At 66.9% G+C, this 19387-nt stretch carries 19 protein-coding genes; 11 read left to right on the top strand and 8 right to left on the bottom strand.

Translation table 11 applies throughout. The features are described from left to right. Positions 1-134: 134 nt before the first annotated feature. Together LHU95_RS00800 and LHU95_RS00795 are read right to left on the bottom strand one after the other, a co-directional pair. Positions 135-665, bottom strand: a complete 531-nt coding sequence (locus LHU95_RS00800) for a tripartite tricarboxylate transporter TctB family protein (RefSeq protein ID WP_248709481.1) — start codon at positions 663-665, stop codon at positions 135-137. Positions 666-670: 5 nt separating this feature from the next. After that, positions 671-1672, bottom strand: a complete 1002-nt coding sequence (locus LHU95_RS00795; RefSeq protein ID WP_248709480.1) for a tripartite tricarboxylate transporter substrate-binding protein — start codon at positions 1670-1672, stop codon at positions 671-673. Positions 1673-1865: 193 nt separating this feature from the next. Between LHU95_RS00795 and LHU95_RS00790 the strand changes: the two genes are divergently transcribed. Both LHU95_RS00790 and LHU95_RS00785 read left to right on the top strand, forming a co-directional pair. Next, positions 1866-3380 (top strand): acyl--CoA ligase, encoded by a 1515-nt coding sequence (locus LHU95_RS00790; RefSeq protein ID WP_248709479.1) that lies wholly within the window; start codon positions 1866-1868, stop codon positions 3378-3380. 90 nt (positions 3381-3470) lie between these two features. Then, positions 3471-4445, top strand: a complete 975-nt coding sequence (locus tag LHU95_RS00785; RefSeq protein ID WP_248709478.1) for a 2-dehydropantoate 2-reductase — start codon at positions 3471-3473, stop codon at positions 4443-4445. 139 nt (positions 4446-4584) lie between these two features. Here LHU95_RS00785 and LHU95_RS00780 read toward each other — a convergent pair whose 3' ends face one another. After that, a complete protein-coding gene (locus LHU95_RS00780) occupies positions 4585-5340 on the bottom strand; it encodes a sulfite exporter TauE/SafE family protein (protein ID WP_248709477.1) in 756 nt (251 codons plus the stop codon). Then, complete coding sequence (locus LHU95_RS00775) at positions 5337-5504, bottom strand: DUF3553 domain-containing protein (RefSeq protein WP_248709476.1); 168 nt, start codon at positions 5502-5504, stop codon at positions 5337-5339. The genes LHU95_RS00780 and LHU95_RS00775 overlap by 4 nt, the downstream gene beginning before the upstream one ends. A 275-nt stretch (positions 5505-5779) precedes the next feature. On the opposite strand from LHU95_RS00775, the gene LHU95_RS00770 reads away from it, so the two are divergent. The 7 genes from LHU95_RS00770 to LHU95_RS00740 all read left to right on the top strand — a co-directional run bounded on the left by LHU95_RS00770 (position 5780) and on the right by LHU95_RS00740 (position 13262). Further along, complete coding sequence (locus LHU95_RS00770) at positions 5780-6382, top strand: histidine phosphotransferase family protein (RefSeq protein WP_248709475.1); 603 nt, start codon at positions 5780-5782, stop codon at positions 6380-6382. A 164-nt stretch (positions 6383-6546) separates the two neighbouring features. Further along, the gene (locus LHU95_RS00765) at positions 6547-9045 is read left to right on the top strand and encodes a chemotaxis protein CheW (protein ID WP_248709474.1); all 2499 of its coding nucleotides are present in this window, start codon (positions 6547-6549) and stop codon (positions 9043-9045) included. An 86-nt stretch (positions 9046-9131) separates the two neighbouring features. Further along, positions 9132-9548 carry a chemotaxis protein CheW gene (locus tag LHU95_RS00760; RefSeq protein ID WP_248711624.1) on the top strand — a complete coding sequence of 139 codons (417 nt, stop codon included), beginning with the start codon at positions 9132-9134 and terminating at the stop codon, positions 9546-9548. A gap of 13 nt (positions 9549-9561) precedes the next feature. Further along, the gene (locus LHU95_RS00755) at positions 9562-9939 is read left to right on the top strand and encodes a response regulator (RefSeq protein ID WP_248709473.1); all 378 of its coding nucleotides are present in this window, start codon (positions 9562-9564) and stop codon (positions 9937-9939) included. Next, positions 9936-11003: a chemotaxis response regulator protein-glutamate methylesterase gene (locus LHU95_RS00750; protein WP_248709472.1), complete on the top strand. Its 1068-nt coding sequence runs from the start codon at positions 9936-9938 to the stop codon at positions 11001-11003. Before LHU95_RS00755 ends, LHU95_RS00750 begins: the two co-directional genes overlap by 4 nt. Before the next feature lie 13 nt (positions 11004-11016). Then, a complete protein-coding gene (locus LHU95_RS00745) occupies positions 11017-11868 on the top strand; it encodes a protein-glutamate O-methyltransferase CheR (protein ID WP_248709471.1) in 852 nt (283 codons plus the stop codon). A gap of 23 nt (positions 11869-11891) precedes the next feature. After that, on the top strand, positions 11892-13262 hold the full coding sequence (locus LHU95_RS00740; protein ID WP_248709470.1) for an LLM class flavin-dependent oxidoreductase: 1371 nt from the start codon (positions 11892-11894) through the stop codon (positions 13260-13262). Here the strand turns inward: LHU95_RS00740 and LHU95_RS00735 are convergent. The 4 genes from LHU95_RS00735 to LHU95_RS00720 all read right to left on the bottom strand — a co-directional run bounded on the left by LHU95_RS00735 (position 13259) and on the right by LHU95_RS00720 (position 17895). Further along, on the bottom strand, positions 13259-15481 hold the full coding sequence (locus LHU95_RS00735; protein ID WP_248709469.1) for a M10 family metallopeptidase C-terminal domain-containing protein: 2223 nt from the start codon (positions 15479-15481) through the stop codon (positions 13259-13261). The two genes, LHU95_RS00740 and LHU95_RS00735, sit on opposite strands and share 4 nt — an antisense overlap. 238 nt (positions 15482-15719) lie before the next feature. Further along, positions 15720-16004, bottom strand: a complete 285-nt coding sequence (locus tag LHU95_RS00730; RefSeq protein ID WP_248711623.1) for a hypothetical protein — start codon at positions 16002-16004, stop codon at positions 15720-15722. Between the two features lie 116 nt (positions 16005-16120). Further along, on the bottom strand, positions 16121-17482 hold the full coding sequence (locus LHU95_RS00725) for an ammonium transporter (protein ID WP_283094280.1): 1362 nt from the start codon (positions 17480-17482) through the stop codon (positions 16121-16123). A 74-nt stretch (positions 17483-17556) separates the two neighbouring features. Further along, entirely contained in the window at positions 17557-17895 is a 339-nt protein-coding gene (locus LHU95_RS00720) for a P-II family nitrogen regulator (RefSeq protein ID WP_248709468.1), read from the bottom strand. Here LHU95_RS00720 and LHU95_RS00715 point away from each other — a divergent pair. Together LHU95_RS00715 and LHU95_RS00710 are read left to right on the top strand one after the other, a co-directional pair. Beyond that, a complete protein-coding gene (locus LHU95_RS00715) occupies positions 17873-18085 on the top strand; it encodes a hypothetical protein (protein WP_248709467.1) in 213 nt (70 codons plus the stop codon). The genes LHU95_RS00720 and LHU95_RS00715 overlap by 23 nt on opposite strands. 10 nt (positions 18086-18095) lie before the next feature. Next, positions 18096-19358: a UbiH/UbiF/VisC/COQ6 family ubiquinone biosynthesis hydroxylase gene (locus tag LHU95_RS00710; RefSeq protein WP_248709466.1), complete on the top strand. Its 1263-nt coding sequence runs from the start codon at positions 18096-18098 to the stop codon at positions 19356-19358. Positions 19359-19387: the final 29 nt, after the last annotated feature.

Genomic DNA, 19387 nt, shown 5'->3' with positions numbered 1-19387 from the left:
GAGCCCCGATGCGGCTTTGCCGCACCGGGATGAGGTGGTTGTTGGAGTGAAGGGGCCCCGGGGCCCCCGCGAAGATTTCGGCGGCGGAAGGCCGCGCAGCCGGCATTCCGCCGGCGAAAGCTTCGTGGGGAGAGCTAGTAGCCCAGATAGGTCTCAAGCGGGCCCTTGGGCAGCGCCACCAGGAACCACAGCTCGAAGATGGCGAAGGCCACCCCGGCCGCCAGCGCGCCCGAGGGGAAGGAGACGATGGAGCGGAACTCGCCGAAGCGGATCATGAAGAAGGCGATCAGCAGCGCGGAGCTGACATAGATCCCGGCGAAGGGGATCACCGCGACATAGATCGTGGTTGGCAGCAGCACGGAACCCACCATGCGCAATTGCGGCCAGGTGGCAAAGAGCGCGCCCGCCGATTTGACGCGGGGCCTGAGCGCCATTGCGAGATTGACGAAACTCGCCGCCATCAGGATGAGGCCGAGCCAGAAGGGAAAATAGCCCGATTGCGGGCCATCGGCACCCCAGCCGGCGCCAATGCGCAGGCTGTCCATGATGGCGATGCCGCCCAGGGTCATGAGGGCGACGGCGGTCGCGATCTCCATGCCCTTCATGCTCGGGCCGCGCTCGGCCGCCGCTTCGATCAGGGTGTCGTTGCCAGTCGTCACGCTCATGGTTGTCAGCCTCCGGAAGCGGCCAGGAATCCGGCCTCCTGCATCAGGGAACGGTGCCGCGCTTCCTCGCGCGTCAGCCACTCGACGAAGGGCGCACCCGTCATCGTCGTGGTGTTGAAGGCGCCGGTGGCCATCAGGTCCCGCCATTCGGGCGTCTGGGTCACGCGGTTGAGCAGGTCGGTGTAGAAGGCGATCTGCGGGGCGGTGATGCCGGGCGCGGCGAAGATGCCGCGCAGCATGAGGTATTCGACATCCAGCCCGGCCTCCTTGCAGGTGGGAATATCCTGCCAGCCCTGGGTTTCGGTGATGCGGCCCTCGCCCGGCAGGCGGCGGCTGTCAAAGACGCAAAGCGGGCGCAGCGTGCCCGCCCGCCAATGCGTCACCGCCTCGATCGGGTTGTTCACCGTGGCCTGGATGTGGTTGCCGACCAGCTGCGTCGCGACCTCACCACCGCCACGGAAGGGCACGTAGATGAACTCCGTGCCCATGGCGCGCTGCATGGCGACGGCGATGATCTGGTCTTCCTGGCGCGAACCGGTGCCGCCCAGGCGGATGCGCTGGGTTTTCGCTGCTTCGACGAACTCCGCCAGCGTGGTCCAGGGCGAGGACGCATTCACCCAGAGCACGAATTCATCCAGCGCCATCATCTTTACCGGCGTCAGGTCCCGCCAGGTGAAGGGGATGCCGGTGGACATCGGCGTGGTGAAAAGGTTGGACAGGCTGATGATCAGCATATGCGGGTTGCCGCGCGCACTGCGCGCTTCGAGGAAGCCCTCCGCACCGGCACCGCCCGCCTTGTTCACCACCATCATGGGCTGACGCATCAGGCTGTGCTTGGTGACGATGCCCTGGATGATGCGCGCCATCTGGTCGGCCCCGCCACCTGTGCCGGCGGGAACGATGAATTGCACGGGCCGCTGCGGCTCCCAGCCACGCTGCGCCAGCGCGGGCGCCGAGAGGACAAGCCCGGATCCAAGGATCGGCAATTGGCGGCGGCTGAGAATCATCACTGGCGCGCTCCGAGAGGCGTTCACGAAGTTTGTAAATGCCCTTTACAAACCGGCTTGGGAGCCCTCTCGTTTCGTAAAGGCGTCAATCCGCTGTGAAGCGATGAAAAGCTTGAAAAGCCGCTTGGCATCGCCCGACTTCCGCGCGATGCCGCATGACCGTTCCATTCGGGTTTCAGGAGAGTTCCGTTTCATGAGTGCGATCAGCAACCTCGGTGAATTGTTGCAGCGCGGCCCCGCCGCCCGGCCCGCGCTGCGCGCCCCAGGCCGGCCGGCACTGACGCATGAGGGTCTGCGGGAGCTGGCCGCCAGCACCGTCGCCACGCTGAACGCCCGTGGCATCGGGCGCGGCGACCGCGTCGCCATCGTGCTGCCCAATGGCCCGGAAATGGCCGCCGCCTTCCTCTGCGTGGCGGCCGGCGCCTCCACCGCGCCGCTCAACCCCGGCTACAAGGGCGATGAATTCACCTTCTACCTGGATGATCTGAAGCCCAAGGCCATCATCGTGCAGCAGGGCGATGCCACGCCTGCCCGCGCCTCGGCCGAAGGGCTCGGCATCCCCGTGCTGGAACTCACCCCCGGTGAGGCCGCGGGCAGCTTTACCCTCGCGGGCGGCACACCCGGCACCGCTGCGCGCCCCGGCATGGCCGAAGCGGATGACGAGGCGCTGGTGCTGCACACCTCCGGCACCACGGCGCGGCCGAAGATCGTGCCGCTCAGCCAGCGCAACATCACGGCCTCCGCCCAGCATATCGGCGCCGCGCTGGAGCTCTCCCAGAATGATGCCTGCCTGAACATCATGCCGCTGTTTCACATCCATGGCCTGATCGCGGCGGTGCTTTCCAGCATCGCGGCGGGCGGCGCCGTCTGCTGCACCGGCGGCTTCGACGCGCTGAAATTCTTCCGCCTGCTCGATGAGGAACGGCCCAGCTGGTACACGGCGGTGCCGACGATGCACCAGACCATCCTCAGCCGCGCCGAGCGCAATGCGGACATCATCGAACGCGCGAAGCTGCGCTTCATCCGCTCCTCCTCCGCCTCGCTGCCGGGGCCCGTGATGGAGGCGATGGAAGCCACCTTTGGCTGCCCGCTGGTCGAGAGCTACGGCATGACGGAAGCCGCGCACCAGATGGCCTCCAACCCGCTGCATGGCAAACGCAAGCCGGGGGCGGTGGGCCTGCCCGCCGGCCCGGAAGTCCGCATCATGACCGATGAAGGCGTCTTCCTGCCGCAAGGCGAAATCGGCGAGGTGGTGATCCGCGGCCCCAACGTGACCGCCGGCTACGAAGCCAATCCGGAAGCCAATGCCAAGGCCTTCACGAATGGCTGGTTCCGCACCGGGGATCAGGGGATGCTGGATGCCGATGGCTATCTGCAACTCACCGGCCGCCTCAAGGAACTCATCAACCGCGGTGGCGAGAAGGTGAGCCCGCTGGAGGTGGATGGCGTGCTTTCCGCCCATGCCGCCGTCGCGCAGGCACTCACCTTCGCCATCCCGCACAGCAAGCTGGGCGAGGAAGTAGGTGCCGCCGTGGTGCTGCGCGAAGGTGCCGAATTGACGGAGCGCGAGTTGCGCGACTTCGCCGCCAAATACCTGGCCGATTTCAAGGTGCCGCGCAAAGTGGTCTTCCTGCCGGAAATTCCGAAGGGCGCCACCGGCAAGCTGATGCGCATCGGCCTCGCGGAGAAGCTGGGGCTCAGTCTCTGAGATATAGCGGCGCCTGGTGACCCCGATGCGGGGTGATCACCGGCGTGGTTCATTTATCGCCGTGCCATGCGCGGCCACGGGAGAGACGGCATGAAGATTTGCGTGTTTGGCGCTGGCGCCATCGGCGGGTTGATGGCGGCAAAGATCGCCGCGGCGAATTCCGCCGAGGTCACGATCATCGCGCGCGGCCCGCATCTGGCGGCCATGCAGGCGAATGGCCTGAAGCTGATCAGCGATGGTGCTGAGACCATCATCCACCCGCGCTGCGTCGCCACCGCCGAGGAAGCGGGCGTGCAGGATGCGGTGATCGTGACGCTCAAGGCGCATTCACTGGCGGGGGCGGCGCGGCAGATGCAACCGCTGCTGGGGCCGGAGACCGCCATCGTCTCCGCCGTGAACGGCATCCCCTGGTGGTATTTCTACAAATTCGGCGGCACCCATGATGGCCGCCGCGTAGAAAGCGTGGATGCGGGGGGCGAGGTCTCGGCCCTGCTGGCGCCGGAGCGTGCCATCGGCTGCATCGTCTATCCCGCCGCCGATGTGCCGGAACCCGGCGTGATCCAGCACACCTATGGCGACCGCTTCACCCTGGGCGAGCCCTCGGGCGAGCGCACGCCGCGCATCGAGGCCGTGGCCAAGGCGCTTGTGGCGGCCGGCTTCAAGGCGCCGATCCGGCCCAAGATCCGCGATGAGATCTGGGTGAAGCTCTGGGGCAACCTGGCCTTCAACCCGATCTCGGCACTGACCTTCAACACGCTCGACCAGTTGACCGGTGACGCTGGCCAGCGGGAGGTGGCGCGCAACATGATGCTGGAGGCGCAGGCCATCGGCGAAGCGCTGGGCGTTCGCTTCGCGATTGACGTGGACAAGCGCATTGCGGGCGCCGCCGAAGTGGGCGCCCATCGCACCTCCATGCTCCAGGATCTGGAGCGCGGCCGGCCAATGGAAATCGAGGCCCTGCTCGGCGTGATCGTGGAATTCGCGGAGTTGACGCAACTGCCCGCGCCGACCTGCCGCACGGTGCTGGCGCTGGTGCGGGCACGTGCCAGGGCGGCCGGGCTGTAGCGGATCAGGCAGGATCGTCGGGGCGGAAACAGGCGCGCGGGACATCCGGCGTCACGCGGCGCCGCCCTTCGGACATCCCGGCCAACGATCACGCTGAGCCAGGCCTGAGTGCGGGGCGCGATGCGGCCTGGCGGTAGCCTCACGCCAGCAGGGCGATGCTCCCTGCCGCCAACAGCACGACCAACGCGAAGCGCTTGTAGAAGCGCTGCGGAACCAGGTGAAACAGCCGCGCCCCGATAGGCACGCAGGCCAGCAGCACCGGCAGCAGAAGCAGCAGCTTGGCCAGCACGGCGGCGGTGATCATCCCGAACCAGAGCGGCCCCAGGATGGACACCACCGCGATCAGGGCAAAGAACAGGATCAGGTTCGCCCGGTGCCGCTTGGCCTCCTCGGGCCCTGCCAGAAGGTAAAGGATCACCGGCGGTCCACTCATGCCGGTGGCGCCCTTCAGCAACCCGGCACTGGTGCCGACGAGGAGATTGAGCCCCAGCGGCCGGCTGCCGTGATAGCGCCAGCCGGAGAGCAGCAGCATGCCGAACACCAGCACGAACCCGCCAATGCAGCGGCGCAACAGGTCAGGCTCCGCCGTCAGCAGGACCACGGCACCCAGCGGCGTGGCCAAGGCGGCGGCGCCACCGATGGGCAGGATCACCCTGGTATCGGCGTCCTTGAAGGCACGCGGCAGCAGTTGCAGGGAGACGACCAGCTCCATCATCAGCATCACCGGCACGCCGGCGCGTGGGCCCCAGAGCACCGAATAGATCGGCGCCAGCAGCACCGCCGTACCGAAGCCGGCATAGCCGCGCATCAGCCCGGCCACCGCCGTGGCCAGCGCCGCCGCCCAGATCGGCCAGTCGCGCAGCAATTCGACCGATGCCGCCCAGAGCGCGCTCAAGCCTCGACCTGCTCCAGGGCGATGACGGCCAGGTTCACCAGCAACTTGCCCGCATGTTCGAAGTTGACCGTGACGCGGTCTCCGACAACCGACTGCACCTGGCCCACACCCCATTCGGGGCGCTGCGGGTGGAGGACCCGCATTCCTGGCTCAATTCCGTGCATGCATGCATCCCCTTACGCGTATGCCGCGAATATTCTGAACATCGATTCTCCCGCAGCGGGAAATCGCGAAACCCTGGAACAAGAGTGACGCGGATTTAAAGAATCCAGCAACCGTGCGGCGGTTAGCTGTGCCAAGACCAGGGGTGCGTCCTCCATCGAGGCTGCCCCGCGCAACCCGTATTTGCCTTCACTTGGCCCGCATCTTGCCCCTCACTTCCCCATACCGCCACCCGGCATGCCGGACGCCTCACGCGAATGACCTGAAAGATACGTGAATGTTCCCCTCCTCCCGCCTTGCGGAATTGCTGGCTTCGCGAATTTTCCATGATCTGGGTTCGCCCGTGGCCAGCATCACCGCCCTGCTGCCCCAGGGCACGGACCCCGCGGCGCACACCATCCTCATGGAAACCGCGACGGAATTGCGGGCCCGGATGAAGCTCTTTTCCGCCGCCTTCGGTGGTGGGGATGAGCTGGCCTGGCAGGATCTGGGCACACTTCTCCTCGGCGCGCCCATGGCGCACCGCGTCCGCTTCGACATGCCGTCAGCCCCGGGTATCCTGCCCCCGGGCCGGGTCCGGCTGATGCTCTCAGCCGCGCTGCTCGCGGCCGAGGCCCTGCCACGCGGCGGTGTGGTGCGCATCGCCCAGGACCAATCCTGGCGGGTGACCTTCCTGCCCGAAGGGCGCGATGCTGCCTGGTCCCCCACCTTCATGGATCTGATGGCGGATGGCAGCCCGGAACAGGCGCTGGCCGAGGGCCCGCGCCGGGTGCTGGCACCCTGGGTCGTGGCCCAGGCCCTGGCCGAGGGGGCGGAGCTGAGCTTTGCGCTGGGGGCCGGCCCCTCGCTTCCACCGCTGCTCATTGCGCCCTCGGCCTGAGGGGGGCGGCCGCGCGGCGCGTTGCAGATTGCGCTGCAAATCTCCGGCTGACGATGGCCGAAATTCTCTCGGGCGGCATTTACGGTTTCTTCGCCAGCGCCGGCGCATCCTCCTGGTCATCGTTGTCCCCGTCTCCAAGGGGGCACGCCTAGAAGGGACCGCCGATGGACGACCTGCTCGCCGATTTCCTGACCGAGACCAATGAAGGTCTGGCCAGCCTGGATGCCGCCCTGCTGCAGCTGGAACGCAACCCGGCCAATGGCAGCGTCCTCTCGGAGGTGTTCCGCACCGTCCATACCATCAAGGGAACCTGCGGCTTCCTCGGCCTGCCCCGCCTGGAGGCCGTGGCCCATGCGGCCGAGAATGTGCTGGGTCTCTGGCGCGATGGCACGCTGCCGGTCACGCAGGCCGGCATCACGCTGATCCTCTCGGCGGCGGATCGCTTCAAGCAGATCATCGCCGGGCTCGAAGCCACGGGCAGAGAGCCGGCCGGCGATGACGCGCCGCTGAAGGCGGCCCTGGCCGCCGCCGCCTCGGGCGAGGCGGCCCTGCCCGCCATCGAGGCCGTGGCCGACGCCGCCTCCATGCCCGAACCCCAGGCCGAGGCTACGCCCGGCAGCAGCAATGCGCCCCAGACCATCCGCGTGGCGGTGGATGTGCTGGAGGATCTCATGGTCCTCGTCAGTGAGCTGGTCCTGACGCGAAACCAGCTCATGCAGCTCGCCCGCGCCGAGGAGAATGCAGCCTTCGCCGTGCCCTTGCAGCGCCTCTCGCAAATCACCTCGGATCTGCAGGATGGCGTGATGAAGACGCGCATGCAGCCCATCGGCAATGCCTGGGCCAAGCTGCCGCGCCTGGTGCGGGACCTCAGCAATGATCTCGGCAAGCGGATCGAGCTGGAAATGCGCGGTGCCGAGACCGAGCTCGACCGCCAGGTGATGGAGCTCATCAAGGACCCGCTGACCCATATGGTGCGCAACAGCGCCGATCACGGGCTGGAGACGCCCGAGCAGCGGCGTGCCGCCGGCAAGAAGGAAACCGGCCGCATCCTGCTCAACGCCTTCCATGAGGGCGGCCATATCGTGCTGGAAATCGGCGATGACGGGCGCGGGCTGAACACCGATCGCATCAAGGCGAAAGTGGTGGCCCAGGGCCTTGCCACCGAGGCCGAGCTCGCCACCATGAGCGAGCGGGAGATCCATCGCTTCATCTTCCGCGCCGGCTTCTCCACTGCGGCCGAGGTCACTTCCGTTTCCGGCCGCGGCGTGGGGATGGATGTGGTGAAGACCAATATCGAGCGCATCGGCGGCATGGTGGACCTCACCTCCCGCGAGCATCGCGGGACGACCTTCAGCATCAAGATTCCCCTCACGCTGGCCATTGCCGCAGCCCTGATCGTAGAGGCGGGCGGCGAGCGCTTTGCCATCCCGCAGGCCGGCGTGCTGGAGCTGGTGCGCGTCGGTGGTGGCGATGGTCCCAAGGTGGAGCGCATCAAGGATGCGGCGGTGCTGCGCCTGCGCGACCAGCTCCTGCCGCTGGTTCCGCTGAAGCATGTGCTGCGGCTGGAGACGGCGGAGGGCCCTGCGGAATCGGAGGGCTTCGTGGTCGTCACGCAGATCGCGGGGCAGCTCTTTGGCATTGTGGTGGATCGCGTCTTCGACACGGAGGAGATCGTGGTGAAGCCCGTCGCCCCCATTCTGCGGCACATCACGATGTTCTCGGGCAACACCATCCTGGGTGATGGCAGCGTGATCATGATCCTGGATCCCAACGGCATCGCGCGCGCCACCGGCCTTGGCATGGAAGGCACGGCCGAGGGCAGCGGCATGCAGGAGGCGACGGCGGCGGCCCGTCGCAGTGAGCGCAACACGGCGCTGCTGCTGTTCCGCGCCGGCCCGGGCGCACCCAAGGCGGTGCCGCTCGGCCTCGTCGCGCGGTTGGAGAATCTCGATGCCGCGCGGATCGAGCGCACGGGGGAGAGCCTCGTGGTGCAGTATCGCGGCACGCTGATGCCGCTGGTGCCGCTCGATGGCTACATGAACCTGCCGGAATCCGGACATCAGCCCGTGCTGGTCTTTGGCGATGGCGATCGCGCCATGGGGCTGATGGTGGAGGAAATCCTCGATGTGGTGGATGTGCCGCTGGAAATGGATGGCGCCGGCCTGCGTCCCGGCTTCCTGGGCAGCTGCGTCGTTGCCGGCAAGGTCACGGATCTGCTGGACACCAGCTACTGGCTGAAGCAGGGCCAGGCGGATTGGTTCGAGCCCCCCGTGGTGATCGGCACCAAGCCGCGCGTCCTTGTGGCCGAGGACAGTGATTTCTTCCGCAACCTGATCGTGCCCGCGATCATGGCCGCCGGCTACGACGTCACCACGGTGAATAACGGCCGCGACGCGCTGCGCCTGCGCGATGCGGGTGAGCGCTTCGACCTCATCATCTCCGATATCCACATGCCCGAGCTGGACGGCTTCGGCCTGGCTCGCGCCGTGCGCGAGGGCGGCGCCTGGGCGGAATTGCCGATGATCGCACTCTCCAGCGCCTCCTCGCCGGTGGATGTGGAGCGCGGCCGCGCGGCCGGCTTCAGCGACTACATCGCCAAATTCGACCGGGACGCGCTGCTCGCCAGCCTGCAGCACTGCCTGCAGCCCCTTCTCGCCCGCTGAACCGAGGACATTCCATGCAGACCACACAAGCCACCCGGCCCGAAAGCCGTTTGCCCCCCACGGCTGCCAATACGGAAGCGACCAGCATGATGCTGACCCTGACCGTTGCCGGGCAGCTCTGCGCCGTGCCGGTGTTGACCGTCCGCGATGTGCTGGGCGTGCAGGCCATTACCCGCATTCCACTCGCCCCGCCCGAGGTCGCGGGCAGCCTCAACCTGCGCGGCCGCATCGTGACGGCGGTGGATCTGCGCAGCCGCCTCGGGCTGCCGGCGCGTGAGGCCGGCATGGTCGCGATGAGTGTCGTCGTGGATGTGGGTGGCGAGCTTTACAGCCTGCTGGCGGACCAGGTGGGTGAGGTGCTCTCCCTCAACGCCGAGGAGTGCGCGCCCAATCCGCAGACGCTGGATGCGGCCTGGAAGGAATTCTCCCTCGGCGTGCATCGCCAGGGGGATCAGCTGCTGGTGCTGCTCGACGTGGATCAGCTTCTGGCGCTGGGCGTCTGAAGGGAAGACGATCATGACCAATGGCACCTGCCTTGTGGTGGATGACAGCTCCGTCGTGCGCAAGGTCGCGCGCCGCATCCTGGAGCGGCACGGCTTCACCGTGCGCGAGGCGGAGGATGGGCAGAAGGCGCTGGATGCCTGCCGGGCCGAAATGCCGCGCGCCGTCCTGCTGGATCGCAACATGCCCGTGCTGGATGGCATCGGCTTCCTGCGGGCGCTGCGCGCCGAATTCGGCCCTGATGATCCGGTGGTGGTGATGTGCACCACCGAGGCAGGGACGGAGAAGATCCTCGAAGGGCTGGAGGCAGGGGCGCATGAATATGTGATGAAGCCGTTCGACGAGGATATTCTCTGCGACAAGCTGGCGCAGGTGGGACTGCTGCCGGCATGAGTACCTCAGCGCCGGCCAAGCTGCGCGTCATGCTGTGCGATGACAGCTCGACCGTGCGTGCCGCCCTGGCCCGCGTGCTGGAGACGGACCCCGCCATCGCGGTCGTGGCGCGGGTGGGCGATGGGGCGCAGGCGCTGGCCGCACTGGATGGCGCGCCTTCAGCCGAGCGCGCGCAGGTTGTCCTGCTTGACCTCGAAATGCCGGTGATGGACGGCATGACGGCCCTGCCGCTCATCCTCCGGCGCGAACCGCGGCCCATTGTCATCGTGGCCAGCGCCCTGACCCAGCGGGGGGCCAGCGCCACGATGGAGGCGCTGCGCGCTGGCGCCTCCGACTATATCCCCAAGCCTGGCGCCGCGGGTGGCGGGCTGAATGATCCGAATTTCCGCGCCGATCTTCTGGCCAAGGTGAAGGGCTGGGCCAGGCTGCGCCAGCCCACCGCGCGCGTGGCGGCCAGCCCGCCGCGCCCGGCACGGCGGGGCGAGCCGCCGCGGATCATCTGCATCGGCAGTTCCACGGGCGGCCCGCAGGCGCTGGCGGCACTTGTGCGCAGGCTGCCCAGGTTGATCACCCTGCCCGTGGTGATCGTGCAGCACATGCCCGCCGGCTTTACCGCCATGCTCGCCAAGCACCTGGACGCGCTGGGTGGCCCCCCGGTGAGCGAGGCGCGGCAAGGCGAGGTGCTGGAGGCCGGGCGCATCTACCTCGCCCCCGGCGATCATCATCTGCTGGCCAAGGCCGAAGGCGCGCGCACCGTGCTGCACCTCTCCGACGCGCCACCCGAGAATTTCTGCCGCCCGGCCGTGGACCCGACCCTGCGCAGCCTGATCGCCATCTATGGCCGCGCCGTGCAGGCCGTGATCCTGACCGGCATGGGCCATGACGGCCTGATGGGTTGCCGCGCCCTGGCGCAGGCCGGCGGTGCCATCTGGGCCCAGGATGAAGCCTCCTCCGTGGTCTGGGGCATGCCGGGCGCCGTCGCGCGCGCCGGCCTCGCCCAGGAACAGGGAACCCCCGAATCGCTGGGCGATGCCCTGGCCCATCTCTGCGGAAGACGCCCATGAACGGAAGAATCGCATGAATCCTGCGCCCCTGAACCCCGCCACATTCAGCTACCTCACCGGCATCGTGAAGACGCGCTCCGGCGGCATCATCGGTGCCGATCAAGGCTACATGCTGGAGACGCGCCTGGCGCCGCTGCTGAAGCGCGAGGCGCTGCGTGACCTGGAGGCGCTGGCCACGCGCCTGAAAGCCCCCCGCAGCGATGGCCTGGCGCAGGAAATGACGGAGCTTCTCACCACGAATGAGAGCAGCTTCTTCCGCGATACGCGCCCTTTCGAGCATCTGCGCGCCTTGCTGCCGGAGATGCACAGGGCCCGTGCGCCGGGGCAGCCGCTGCGCATCTGGTCCGCCGCATGCTCGACCGGGCAGGAGGCCTATTCCATCGCGATCATCCTGGCCGAACTGGCTGAGGCGGATACCAGCTTTCGCACGCGCCGCGTGGAGATCATCGGCACGGACATCACCTCCGCCGTGGTGGAACGCGCACGTGCCGGCGTCTTCACGCAGTTCGAGGTGCAGCGCGGCATGCCGATCCGCACCTTGATGAAGCGCTTCGTGCAGGAGGATACGCGCTGGCGCATCCGCCCCGAAATCGCGGCACCCTGCCGCTTCGAGAAGTTCAACCTGCTGGGCGACCTGCGGGCCATGGGCCGCTTCGACGTGGTCTTCTGCCGCAATGTGCTGATCTATTTCGACGTGCCCACCAAGGGCCGCGTGCTGGCCGGCATTGCGCAGCTTCTGGCCCCGGATGGCGCGCTTTATCTGGGCGCCGCAGAGACGGCGATGGGCGTCACCACGGCCCTGGTCGCCAAGCCTGGCGAGCGGGGCGTCTATGGCGTGGCGGAGCCGGTTCGCTTGCGGGCCTGAGAGTGCCCGCGCAAACTATGGGCATGCCCCAGGAAATTCGTCTGAACGCCTTCGACATGGCCTGCGTGGGCCATATCCAGCACGGGATGTGGACCCATCCGCGCGATACCAGCGCGCAATACAATACGCTGACCCACTGGCTCGACCTCGCGCGCCTGCTGGAACGCGGGCTGTTCGACGGCTTGTTCCTGGCCGATGTGCTGGGCGTCTATGACGTGCTGGATGGCTCGGCCGATGCCGCGTTGCGCGGGGGCGTGCAGGTGCCGCTGCTGGACCCTTCGATGATCGTGCCGGCCATGGCGGCGGTGACCTCGCAGCTTGGCTTCGGCGTCACGGCCAATCTTTCCTATGAGGCGCCCTATCTGTTCGCCCGGCGGATGAGCACGCTGGACCACCTGACGCAGGGGCGCATCGGCTGGAACATCGTCACCGGCTATCTCGATTCGGCGGCCCGCGCCATGGGGCTGGACCGCCAGATGCAGCATGATGACCGCTACGATCTGGCCGAGGAATATATGGAGGTGGTCTATCGCCTCTGGGAGGAAAGCTGGGCCGAGGATGCCGTGCTGCGCGATGCGGCCGGCGGGCGCTTCACAGACCCGGCAAGGGTGCGCCGCATCCTGCATGAGGGGCGGCAATATCGGCTGGATGCCCATCACCTCTGCGAGCCATCGCCGCAGCGCACGCCGGTGCTCTATCAGGCAGGCGCTTCGGCGCGTGGGCAGAAATTCGCGGCGCGGCATGCGGAATGCGTGTTCCTGAATGGCGGGCCGGCCGCGGATGTCGCGCAGCAGATCGCCAGCCTGCGGGCACTGGCCGCACCGCGTGAGATTCGCGTCTTTGTCGGTGCCACGCTGGTGCTGGGCCACACCGAGGCCGAAGCGCAGGAAAAGCTGGCCGAGTACCGGCGCCACTCCAGCGTGGAGGGGGCCTTGGCCCATGCCGCAGCCTCGCTCGGCATTGATTTCGGGCGCTATGCGATGGATGAACCGATCGAGGCGGGGCCCGGCAACGCCATCCAATCCAATGTGGCGGCAATGAAGCGCGCAACCGGGCCCGCCTTCACCAAGCGCGGGCTGGTGGATCAGTTCATCCTGGGCAGCCGGCAGAAGCCGATGGTTGGCAGCGTGGAAGGGATCGCGGAGCGGTTGATCGCCTATGCCGCCGAAACGGGGGCGGATGGCTTCAACCTCTCCCGCACCGTATTTCCGGAATGCCTGGTGGAGGTGGTGGAGCAATTGGTTCCCGCCCTGCAGGAGCGCGGTGCCTACAAGACAGGCTACGCGGCGGGAACCTATCGGGAAAAGCTGTTCGGCACCGCACGCCTCGCCGCACCGCACCCGGCGGCAGGGTTCCGCCAAGGGCCAGGCCAGGGGATCACCCGGTCAGGTTAGACGAAGGCCAGGTCCTGCTGGGTCATCGTGGCCCCGCCCTGCACGGTGCACACTACGCTCAGCCCCCCGGCGCCGATGCCGTTGCTGTCGAAATACAGCACATAGGCGTTCGGATCGTAGATGAACTGGCTGAGCGACGAGGTCGGCGCCGCGCCGAACACAAAGCGCCCATCCAGCGAGGCACCAGGTGCGAAGCCGAAGCTCGACCCCATCAGTAAAATACGATCCACGCTGGACGAGAAGTCAAAGATCGTGTCGCCCCCCTCGCCGAGCGAGAAATAGAACACATCCGCCCCATCGCCGCCGTAGAGCGCATCAACGCCAGGCCCACCCGCCAGCGCGTCACGGCCAGGCCCACCAAAGACGGAATCAATCCCCGCATTGCCCACCAGCACGTCATCCCCGCCATTGCCGACCAGGACATTATTGCCCCCATCGCCGACCAGCGCATCGTTGAACTCGGAGCCGAGGAAGGCTTCGCATGCGACATAGATATCACCCGTCGCCTCGCCGCCCGTGCCAGTGCCACTGGCAAGTGAGGCGGTGACGCCGGCCGCCGCGAAATCGAAGCGGACATAGTCATAGCCATTGCCGCCATTGTGGTAATCCGCACCGGCGCCGCCGAAGAAGCTGTCATCATTCTCGCCTCCATAGAGCGCGTCACCGCCGCCCGCGCCAAACAGCACATCATTGCCGTTCAGGCCCGAGAGGACATTCACCGCCTCATCACCGAACAGCGTGTCCGGGAAGTTCGAGCCGATCAGCCCTTCGATGTTGATGAAGATATCGCCATTGGCTTCAAAGCTGCTGGAATCCGGCGCGAACATGAAGACGGCCACATTGCTCACGGCGAAGTCGTAGCGCGCGTAGTCAAAGCCGGCACCGCCATCCAGGACATCGGCCCCGGTGCCGCCGAAGAAACTGTCATCGCCGTCGCCGCCATAGAGGGAATCATTGCCGCCAGCGCCAAAGAGCACGTCATTGCCGGCCAGGCCGATCAGGATGTTGAAACCCTCATCCGCGATCAGCGTGTCACCGAAGCCGGATCCGACCATGCCCTCGATGGAGGAATAGCCATCGCCATTGGCCTCGCCCGTGTTGGAGTTGGGCGTGGTGAGAAATGCCGCCACACCCGCGGCGGCATTCTCATAGGAGGCGTAGTCGAAGCCGCTGCCGCCGTAGAGCCCATCCACACCAGGGCCGCCATCCAGGATGTCATCGCCTTCAAGGCCATGGAGCTGGTCATTGCCGGCCAGCCCTCGCAGGCGGTTGCCCAGCGCATTGCCGGTGATGCTGTCGGTGCCCGTTGTGCCGATCGCGTCCTCGATATTGACGCCATAGGCAATCGCCGTGGATTTTACGAGGTCGGTCGAGGAGAAGGCGCCCTGACGCAAATCCAGCACCGAACTGGAGCCAAGCGCCTGCAGCGTATCCTGGCCCGCGGCATCCCAGATCGTATTGAGCGAGGTTGAGGCACTGAGCGTGTAGAGCGTGTTGCCGCTGCGCGTGGAGTAGTTGGCACCATAGACATATTGGATGGCCAGCACGTCAAACAGCATCGGCGTCACGGCGCGCTGCGGGGCCTGGCTGTCCGCCGACCTGCCCTGGTTATAGGACATGATCGAGTAGAGCGTATTGTCGAGCGAGGCGGGGAGATAAGGCCCTTCGGTGATGCCGCCGCCGGCATTGTAGCTGCCCGGATGCTTCAGCCCCAGCGCATGGCCAATCTCATGGATGAGCGTCTCGAAGCCCGAGGTGCCACGCGCATTGGGGCGGTTGGTCGCTTCGGTATCAATGTAGATATTGCCGCCCACATCCAGGCCATTGGCCTGGGAATTGGGATAATAGGCGCTGCCGGCCTGGGCGCTCAGATCGGCCAGGCGAAACTCGATATTGGCCTCGGCGCTCGCGTTGATCCGGACGAGATTGATGTTGGCCAGCTCGTTCCACGTCGCGATCGCCTGGTCTGCGTAGGCGGAATCCTGGGTGCTGAATGTGTAGGTGGTTCCCGCCTTCGGATCCCTCAGGAAGTACCAGCTCGGCGAGTTGTAGGAGAGGTTGACGCCAGTGCCGAAGCGCCCGCTGTTCCAGTAGAGATCGAGGTCCTGGTTGAGCAGCGCGTCCAGGATCGAATTGCCTGCCAGCGCCGCAACAGAGCCATCCCCCGAGACGACCGCGGAAGCGCCTGCATCGGGCGCAGCGAGGGGCTCTGCAGCCAAGCCGGGACTGGCCACGCCATCCCAGGCATCGGCGCTAAAAGCCGTACGCTCACGGGTCTGACAAAAAATGCACATGCCTGCCTTCCGGAGGATTTATCTCGCTTCAGGATAAATCGGCCAAACCGCTGACGAAGTCTTGCTGGCCGAGCCTCGCCTGGACCTGAACCAGCGGGTGCCAGGCCAAAAGCGGCTTCCAGTGGCGAGAATGCCTCAGCCCGTCACCGGAACGCAACGCTCGTCAAATGAATTGCCCACGCAAAAACCCCAGCGCCGGCAGCGGCGTCCACTTGCGCGGCAGGTCGGAGCGGCGAATGGGCGCCACCGAGTAATGCGGCAAGGGCTGCTTCGAGCGCTCCAGGAAATCGGCATAGGCCCGCACCTGCTGGGCGCGCCAGGCCCGATCCTCCAGCGCCGCGGCGCGGCTGCGGAAGATCTCCGCCACCCGGTTGGCCCGGCCTACCGTGGCCACAACCGCCCACAACGTGTCCTCGTCGCCACGAGGCAGCGCCTTGATGTCCCGCATGCCGATAGTGAAGTGAAAAGCGCCGTGCCGGGTCAAGCGGATCATGCGCCACTGCGCAAAAAAAGGCGCCGGAGGTTTCCCCCCGGCGCCGCTTTCCCCCAATCGGACGGATCAACTTACCCCAGACGCTCGCCATGCTGCGTGACGTCCAGACCCTCGCGCTCTTCCTCTTCGGAGACGCGCAGGCCAACCATGGCATCCACGATCTTCAGCAGGATGAAGGTGGCCACAGCCGAATAGACCAGCGTCGCCAGGATGGATTTCGCCTGGATCAGCAGCATGTCGGAGTTGCCATAGAGCAGGCCCGAGAAGGCCACCGCCGCCTCCGCATCATCCGGCTTGGCCAGCACGCCAGCGGCGAAGATGCCCGTCAGCAGGGCGCCGACGATGCCACCAACGCCATGCACGCCGAAGGCGTCGAGGCTGTCATCATAGCCCAGTGCCTTCTTCAGCGCCGTCGAGGCCCAGAAGCACACCACGCCAGCCACGCCGCCAATCACCAGCGCGGCACCCGGGAAGACGAAGCCGGAAGCCGGCGTGATCGCCACAAGGCCAGCCACCGCGCCCGAAATGGCGCCAAGTGCCGAGGGCTTGCCCTTGGTGGCCCATTCGGCGAACACCCAGGTCAGCGTGCCCATGGCGGCCGCCACCATCGTGACCAGCATGGCCATGCCCGCACGGCCATCAGCCGCCAGGGCAGAGCCGGCGTTGAAGCCAAACCAGCCCACCCACAGCAGCGAGGCGCCGATCATGGCCAAGCCCAGATTGTAGGGGGACATGTTGTCCGTCCCGTAACCAACACGCTTGCCAAGCACGAGGCTGGCCACGAGGCCCGCCACGCCGGCATTGATGTGCACCACGGTACCGCCGGCGAAATCCAGCGCGCCCCAGGCGAAGATGATGCCGGCCGGATGCCAGACGGCATGCGCGATCGGCGAATAGACCAGCAGCGACCACGGCACGATGAACAGGCAGACGGCGCTGAACTTCATGCGGTCCGCCACGGCACCAAAGATCAGCGCCGCGGTGATGATCGCGAAAGTCATCTGGAACATGAAGAAGACCGTCTCCGGGATGGTCGTCGCCACCGTCGGGTCGGGATCGCCGGTCATGCCGGCACCCAGGATGAAGGGCTCATTCCAGCCAATGCCGGAGAGCATGACCTTGGAGAAATCACCAAAGAACTGGCCGCCATTGCCGAAGGCGATGGAATAGCCCGCGACCATCCAGGTGACGGCGATCAGCGCCGCCACGAAGAAGGACTGCATCATCGTCGCCAACACGGTCTTCTTGCGGACCATGCCAGCGTAGAACAGGGCAACGCCCGGAATGGTCATCATCAGCACGAGGCAGGTGGAGACCAGCATCCAGGCCGTGTTGCCGGCATCGAGCTTCGGCGCATCGGCTGCCAGTGCCGGAGAGGCCGCGAGCGCCAGCAGCGGTGCGGCCACCAGGGGGGCGAGGACAGCGCCGCGCATCCAGGGTTTCATGGTCAGGCTTCTCCCAAGGGAATTGGCGGACGACAGCGCCGCATCTGGTTGCATGGAGCGGATCACAGGGCGGCCCCGTCGGTTTCACCGGTACGGATGCGCAGCGCGCGGTCCAGATCGAGGACAAAGATCTTGCCGTCGCCGATCTTGCCGGTCCGGGCCGAGGCGGCAATCGCCTCCACCACGGCATCCACCAGCTCGGAGGCAACCGCCACTTCGATCTTGAGCTTGGGCAGGAAGCTCACCTGGTATTCGGCGCCACGGTAGATCTCGGTCTGCCCCTTTTGCCGGCCGAACCCCTTCACCTCCGTCACCGTCAGCCCCTGCACGCCGAGGGGCGTGAGCGAATCGCGCACCTCATCGAGCTTGAAGGGCTTGATGATCGCCATCACGAGCTTCATCCGCCTGCCTTTCCTGAATATTGCGCCGGCTCAACTCCGACCGCTGGCTTTGCTATCCAAGACTCGTGCCAACGCGAAAACCCAGGCGTGGCCGGGGCTTGCCGATGGAATTGCCCGTTTTTCGGGCATCGTTGCAGGCGTGAAGACGAGTCTTTCGCCCCATCTCTTGCACAAGACGGGAATGGCCTAAGCTTGCAGGCATGAACCTGATCGCCGCTCCTAACCCGATATCCCACCCGACGCTGGAGGTTGCTGTTGCCATCATCGGCGCCGGCCCGGTCGGTGCCACGCTGGCCGCGGCCCTGGCCGCGCGGGGCGTGCCCGTCGCCGTGGTGGATGCCGCCCCGCTGCCGCCTATGGAACTCGCCGGCTTCGATGGCCGCGCCTATGCCATAGCACTCGCCTCCAAGCGCCTGCTGGAGCGCGCCGGCATCTGGGAGCGCCTGCCCAGCGCGCCCTGCCCCATCGAGGGCATCAAGGTGGCAGATGGCCGCGTGGGGGAGGCGCCCTCCTCGCTCGATCTCGATTTCGAAGCCGCCGAGGTGGCGGATGAGCCCTTTGGCTGGATGGTCGAGGCGCGGGCGCTGCGCGTGGCGCTGAACGCCCGGCTGCCGCATCTGGCGCATCTGCAGGCCTTCGCGCCGATGACAGCGAAGGTGACCCGCGATGCCGAGGGCGCCACCGTGACCCTGGCGGATGGGCGGGTGATCCGCGCGCGGCTGGTGGTCGGCGCCGAGGGGCGCGGCAGCCCGCTGCGGCAGCAGGCGGGGATCGGGACGGCCCGGCATGATTACGGACAGGTCGGCATGGTCGGCGCCTTTGCGCATGAAAAGCCGCACCACAACCGCGCGCTGGAGCTATTTCTCCCCGCCGGCCCCTTCGCGCAATTGCCGCTGGCGGACCTGGGCAGCTTCGGCACCAGCGCCTGGCCGCATGCCTCATCCTTTGTCTGGACCGAGCGGCGCAGTGTCGCGATGCGCATGCTGGCCCTGCCCGACGCGGATTTCGCCCGGGAGTTGCGCCGGCGGATCGGCGGGCATCTGGGCGAGATCGAGCCCATCGGCCGCCGCTGGCACTACCCGCTGACCGCCATGCACGCGACGCGCTACGTGGCTGGGCGCCTGGCTTTGGTGGGCGATGCGGCGCATGGCATGCACCCCATCGCCGGGCAGGGGCTGAATATCGGCTTCCGCGACGTGGCGGCCCTGACCGACCTGGTGGCCGAAGCGCATGCCGCCGGCGAGGATGTGGGAAGCACCGCGCTTTTGGCACGGTATCAGGCGCAGCGGCGGCCGGATGCGCTGATGATGATCGGTGCCACGCATGTGCTGGAAAAACTGTTCGGCAATGACATCGGGCCGATCCGCTGGGCGCGGCGGCTGGGGATCGCGGCGGTGGACCGGATCCCCGGGCTGAAGCGGGCCTTTGCAAGGCAGGCGATGGGGCTGCCGCTTCGCGGGTGAAGCGAGGGTGCCTTTGCGGCGCCCTCGCT

Source organism: Sediminicoccus sp. KRV36, assembly GCF_023243115.1.
Classification (GTDB): Bacteria; Pseudomonadota; Alphaproteobacteria; order Acetobacterales; family Acetobacteraceae; genus Roseococcus.
Note: the sequence above shows the minus strand (reverse complement) of the source record. Positions and strands in the feature narration are given on the sequence as shown.